This is a genomic window from Marinilabilia sp. (assembly GCF_016278715.1).
GTDB lineage: Bacteria > Bacteroidota > Bacteroidia > Bacteroidales > Marinilabiliaceae > Marinilabilia.
On sequence record NZ_JADQBH010000020.1, the window covers coordinates 1 to 3764 of the forward strand.

Here is a 3764-nt window from a genome sequence, read left to right on the forward strand (position 1 = left end):
GTCTTTTCTTTGAACTTGATAAATCAGAATAAGGGAACGGTATTACAACGATATCTCCTTTTACAAATCTTTCCTTGTGCTCGGCGTAATTTGTAATTACGTCGAATTTTAATCGACAGTTTGTAACTGCCATTGCCGAAAGGCAAGCGTGATTGGAAATGATAAAACTTATACCAAATAGAAATGCCCGGGAATGGGGCAGGGCATTTGCTATAGTAATCGCTCTGCCTTACGAAGTTTCCAACTTCACCGCACAAAACAGTAGTTTTTAACTACCACAAATTAAATTGTTTACCACTATTATGTTTATATTTACGATGCCAACGGGCAAAAACTGATGAAACGAGCTCCAGGAGGAGAGGAGACTTATTATGCTGGTTTATTTATCTTCAAAGGCTCCAACTTAGAATACATTTTGCATGCCGAAGGCAAGTATCAGGTAAGTGAGGAAGATGGGGGTTATCAATACAATTTGAAAGACCACCTGGGTAATGTGAGAATGGTTGTGAAAGGCGATGAAACAAAAAAGATTCTGGATCAAACCGACTACTATCCATTTGGAATGTCCATGAATATGGCGCTCTATGGCTCCGGTCAGAAAAACTTGTACAAATACAACGGCAAAGAGCTGCAGGATGATAAAATCGGGAATGGTGAGTTGGATTGGTATGATTACGGGGCCAGAATGTATGACCCTGCGTTGGGGAGATTCCATGTGCAAGATGCGTTTGCTGAGAAATATTATGACTTTACACCATACCAATATGCGGCTAACAATCCAATTAGTTTTATTGATGTAAATGGAGATAGTATAGATTTTTCTCTTGCAGTTATGGCAGACAAAGCATTAGGGACAAATGTTACAAATAATATAATCGATGATAATAAAGCCCAAACTGGTTTGAGTCTTGAATTACAAGATGGGAAGTTAGCATATAAAGTTGATAAAGATGGAAATCCAATAATTGCAAAGGATAAGGATGGCAACCTTGTTGGTAGTAAGGATGCAAGAGATATGTTGATATCTGCGATTGACAATCCTGATATGTTAAATGTTAGTGTGACAAAAGGTTCTGGCTCAAAGTCTGTAAATAATGGGTTGCAAATTGGAATTGACCCTGACCAGATAGACAATTTTATAGCTGGGACTTCCTCAGATTTAGACTCTAGAACAATGGGATATGGAATGACCTTTTTACATGAATTAGACCATTCTAAGCTGGGAAGTGGACTTGGACACAGTAATGTAGAGAAAACCACTTTTGGAGTTGTTGGGTCTACAGTGCAAAAGATGAATGTTATTCGTTCACAGCTTGGTGCTAGTTATGGAACAAGAACATCTTACATACCAAAGCACTTAAGTGGTAATTATTATATGCCAATGAGCACGCAAACAAAAGGTGTTATGAATGCTGGCTTTGTTCCGCAATTAGCAGGGAAAGGATATATTAAATTTTAAACACCATGACTAGAATTGGAATAATTAGTTTAATAATACTTTTAACAATGTGTGGCTATTCTCAGGCTGAAAAAGAGCAAGATGATAAGTATGTTGCTGCATTTGATTATATAAATACAGATACGATTAAAGCGGGAAACTGCGTCAGTGTAGCAAATCAGATTGTACCGCTAGAGATTTTATTTTTAGGTGATAAATTATATGAGAGAAATATCTATCCTACATTTGAAAGTAAGAAACAGCTATTAGAGTATTTGTTGAAAGAAGACTTAAATAATAATTTTTCTGCATATGACAGCACTTTTAGTTATAACAATTTGAATGACTGCAAGTATGTTGTTTTCTTTTCAAGGCCAAGAGGTAATATTTTACTTGCAGATTTAGTTGAGAATATAAGAAAAGAGAGTGATTATAAAAAGGCTGTAGCATTTAACTCTGCAATAAGGTATTGTTTTGTTTTTGCTGAAAATGGCAGGGAAATAAAAGAGGTTCTTAAGGTTAAAATTGACTTTGACTAAAATAAAACGAAAACCCGGCAAGTCCGGGTTTTTTTATTACCCCGCAAAAGCCTGTTTCGCTCTCACATTTTGCAAAATATTGTCCACTACATAGAAAAGGTGGTTCCTATCTTCCTGCGGAAGTTTTTGAATTTCCTGAATTTTCTTGATGACATCGGTATCAAGCAGAAACTCGGTATTACCTACCAGATAATCCAGTGACACACCAAGAGCCTGTGCCATTTTACGGGCAATCTCTACCGAAGGTGTACGCCCAAAACATGGCCGGCCAAAAATATGTAAGCAGAGCCGAACGTTACCAGCTGAATAATTTGTATGAACTTCAAAGCAAACTTGAAAAGTATCATCCATTAAAATAGAAAACCATATGACCAATTTTATCGTTAACTTTGTAAAGGATAAAAACTTTGCGATTATGAATGCAGCAGAAATAAAACTGGATTTGTTCAGAAAGATAGATAACTTAAAGGAATCTGACCTTGAAAAAGTTTACAATCAGTTTGTAGCATTATTAAATGCCAGCTCGCCTTATGAGTTGTCAAGAGATGAGAAAGCGGCTGTCAATGAAGCATTAGAAGCAAGTAAGAAAGGGGAGACCTATACTCATGAACAGGTAATGGAAGAAGCCAGAGGCAAATATCCAAATTTAAAATTTAAATGAGAACAGTACATTGGAATTAAATTGCCAGGCTTGATTATTATGATAACATTGATTACTTGTTGCGTGACTGGTCAGAAAAAGAAGCCCAGGAATTTATTGATGTAGTTGATGAGACAGAATTTATCTTAAAAAAAGGGAATGTTGATTTCCAGAATACTGATATGCCAGGAATTAAGCGTTGCGTAATTTGCAAGCAGATTACTTTGTTTTACAGAATAATAGATAGAAGAAATATCGAGTTTTTACGTTTCTGGAATAATAATCAGGACTTTAAAAAACTAAGCTTATAATCCCGCCGCACCGACCCGGAAAAGCGGTGTTCGTCATCACTCATCGGCAAGTTTAGTTCCAGCCCGTCCGGCCTTTGTTCTAAACTGCCCTTCTGCTCGTCGAAGTTTTCAACTTTACCGCACATAAACCAGTATTTTTTTAACTGCCACATATTAAATTATTTACCACTAATTTTCTATATTTACGATGCCAACGGGCAAAAACTGATGAAACGAGCTCCAGGAGGAGAGGAGACTTATTATGCTGGTTTATTTATCTTCAAAGGCTCCAACTTAGAATACATTTTGCATGCCGAAGGCAAGTATCAGGTAAGTGAGGAAGATGGGGGTTATCAATACAATTTGAAAGACCACCTGGGTAATGTGAGAATGGTTGTGAAAGGCGATGAAACAAAAAAGATTCTGGATCAAACCGACTACTATCCATTTGGAATGTCCATGAATATGGCGCTCTATGGCTCCGGTCAGAAAAACTTGTACAAATACAATGGCAAAGAGCTGCAGGATGATGCGATAGGGAATGGACAGTTGGATTGGTACGATTACGGGGCCCCCCCGCTCGGCGTAATTTGTAATTACGTCGAATTTTAACCGGCAGTTTGTAACTGCCATTCCTGGTAAACCAAGCGTCAACGTACATGCTATGACCGATCTAAGCGGTAACTTGAGGTGGATAAAACGGAGCATACCCACCCAAAAAACGGCTTAGCCAAGGTCTAAAAAATGGCCCAAAAAGTGTCAAAAAAACGGAGCATTGCCCCCCAGTGATTCTCGGCTGGAAGAAAATCGGTTGAAAAACGGAGCATTGCCCCCCATTTTAACTTTGTAACGACCTG

At 37.8% G+C, this 3764-nt stretch carries 6 protein-coding genes; 4 read left to right on the plus strand and 2 right to left on the minus strand.

The genetic code is table 11. The features are described 5' to 3' along the window. Window positions 1-337: 337 nt before the first annotated feature. Together QZZ43_RS01290 and QZZ43_RS01295 are read left to right on the plus strand one after the other, a co-directional pair. Window positions 338-1459, plus strand: coding sequence for an RHS repeat domain-containing protein (locus QZZ43_RS01290; protein ID WP_291855330.1), 1122 nt, complete (start codon window positions 338-340; stop codon window positions 1457-1459). Window positions 1460-1464: 5 nt separating this feature from the next. Beyond that, entirely contained in the window at window positions 1465-1977 is a 513-nt protein-coding gene (locus tag QZZ43_RS01295) for a hypothetical protein (RefSeq protein WP_291855333.1), read from the plus strand. Window positions 1978-2013: 36 nt separating this feature from the next. Here QZZ43_RS01295 and QZZ43_RS01300 read toward each other — a convergent pair whose 3' ends face one another. Continuing rightward, window positions 2014-2199: a hypothetical protein gene (locus QZZ43_RS01300; protein ID WP_291855336.1), complete on the minus strand. Its 186-nt coding sequence runs from the start codon at window positions 2197-2199 to the stop codon at window positions 2014-2016. A 145-nt stretch (window positions 2200-2344) separates the two neighbouring features. Here QZZ43_RS01300 and QZZ43_RS01305 point away from each other — a divergent pair, with 145 nt between their 5' ends. Beyond that, window positions 2345-2638 (plus strand): hypothetical protein, encoded by a 294-nt coding sequence (locus QZZ43_RS01305; RefSeq protein WP_291855338.1) that lies wholly within the window; start codon window positions 2345-2347, stop codon window positions 2636-2638. A 262-nt stretch (window positions 2639-2900) separates the two neighbouring features. Here the strand turns inward: QZZ43_RS01305 and QZZ43_RS01310 are convergent, their stop codons facing one another. Beyond that, window positions 2901-3080 (minus strand): hypothetical protein, encoded by a 180-nt coding sequence (locus tag QZZ43_RS01310; RefSeq protein ID WP_291855341.1) that lies wholly within the window; start codon window positions 3078-3080, stop codon window positions 2901-2903. Between the two features lie 55 nt (window positions 3081-3135). On the opposite strand from QZZ43_RS01310, the gene QZZ43_RS01315 reads away from it, so the two are divergent. Then, the gene (locus QZZ43_RS01315) at window positions 3136-3519 is read left to right on the plus strand and encodes a hypothetical protein (protein WP_291855344.1); all 384 of its coding nucleotides are present in this window, start codon (window positions 3136-3138) and stop codon (window positions 3517-3519) included. Window positions 3520-3764 lie beyond the last annotated feature (245 nt).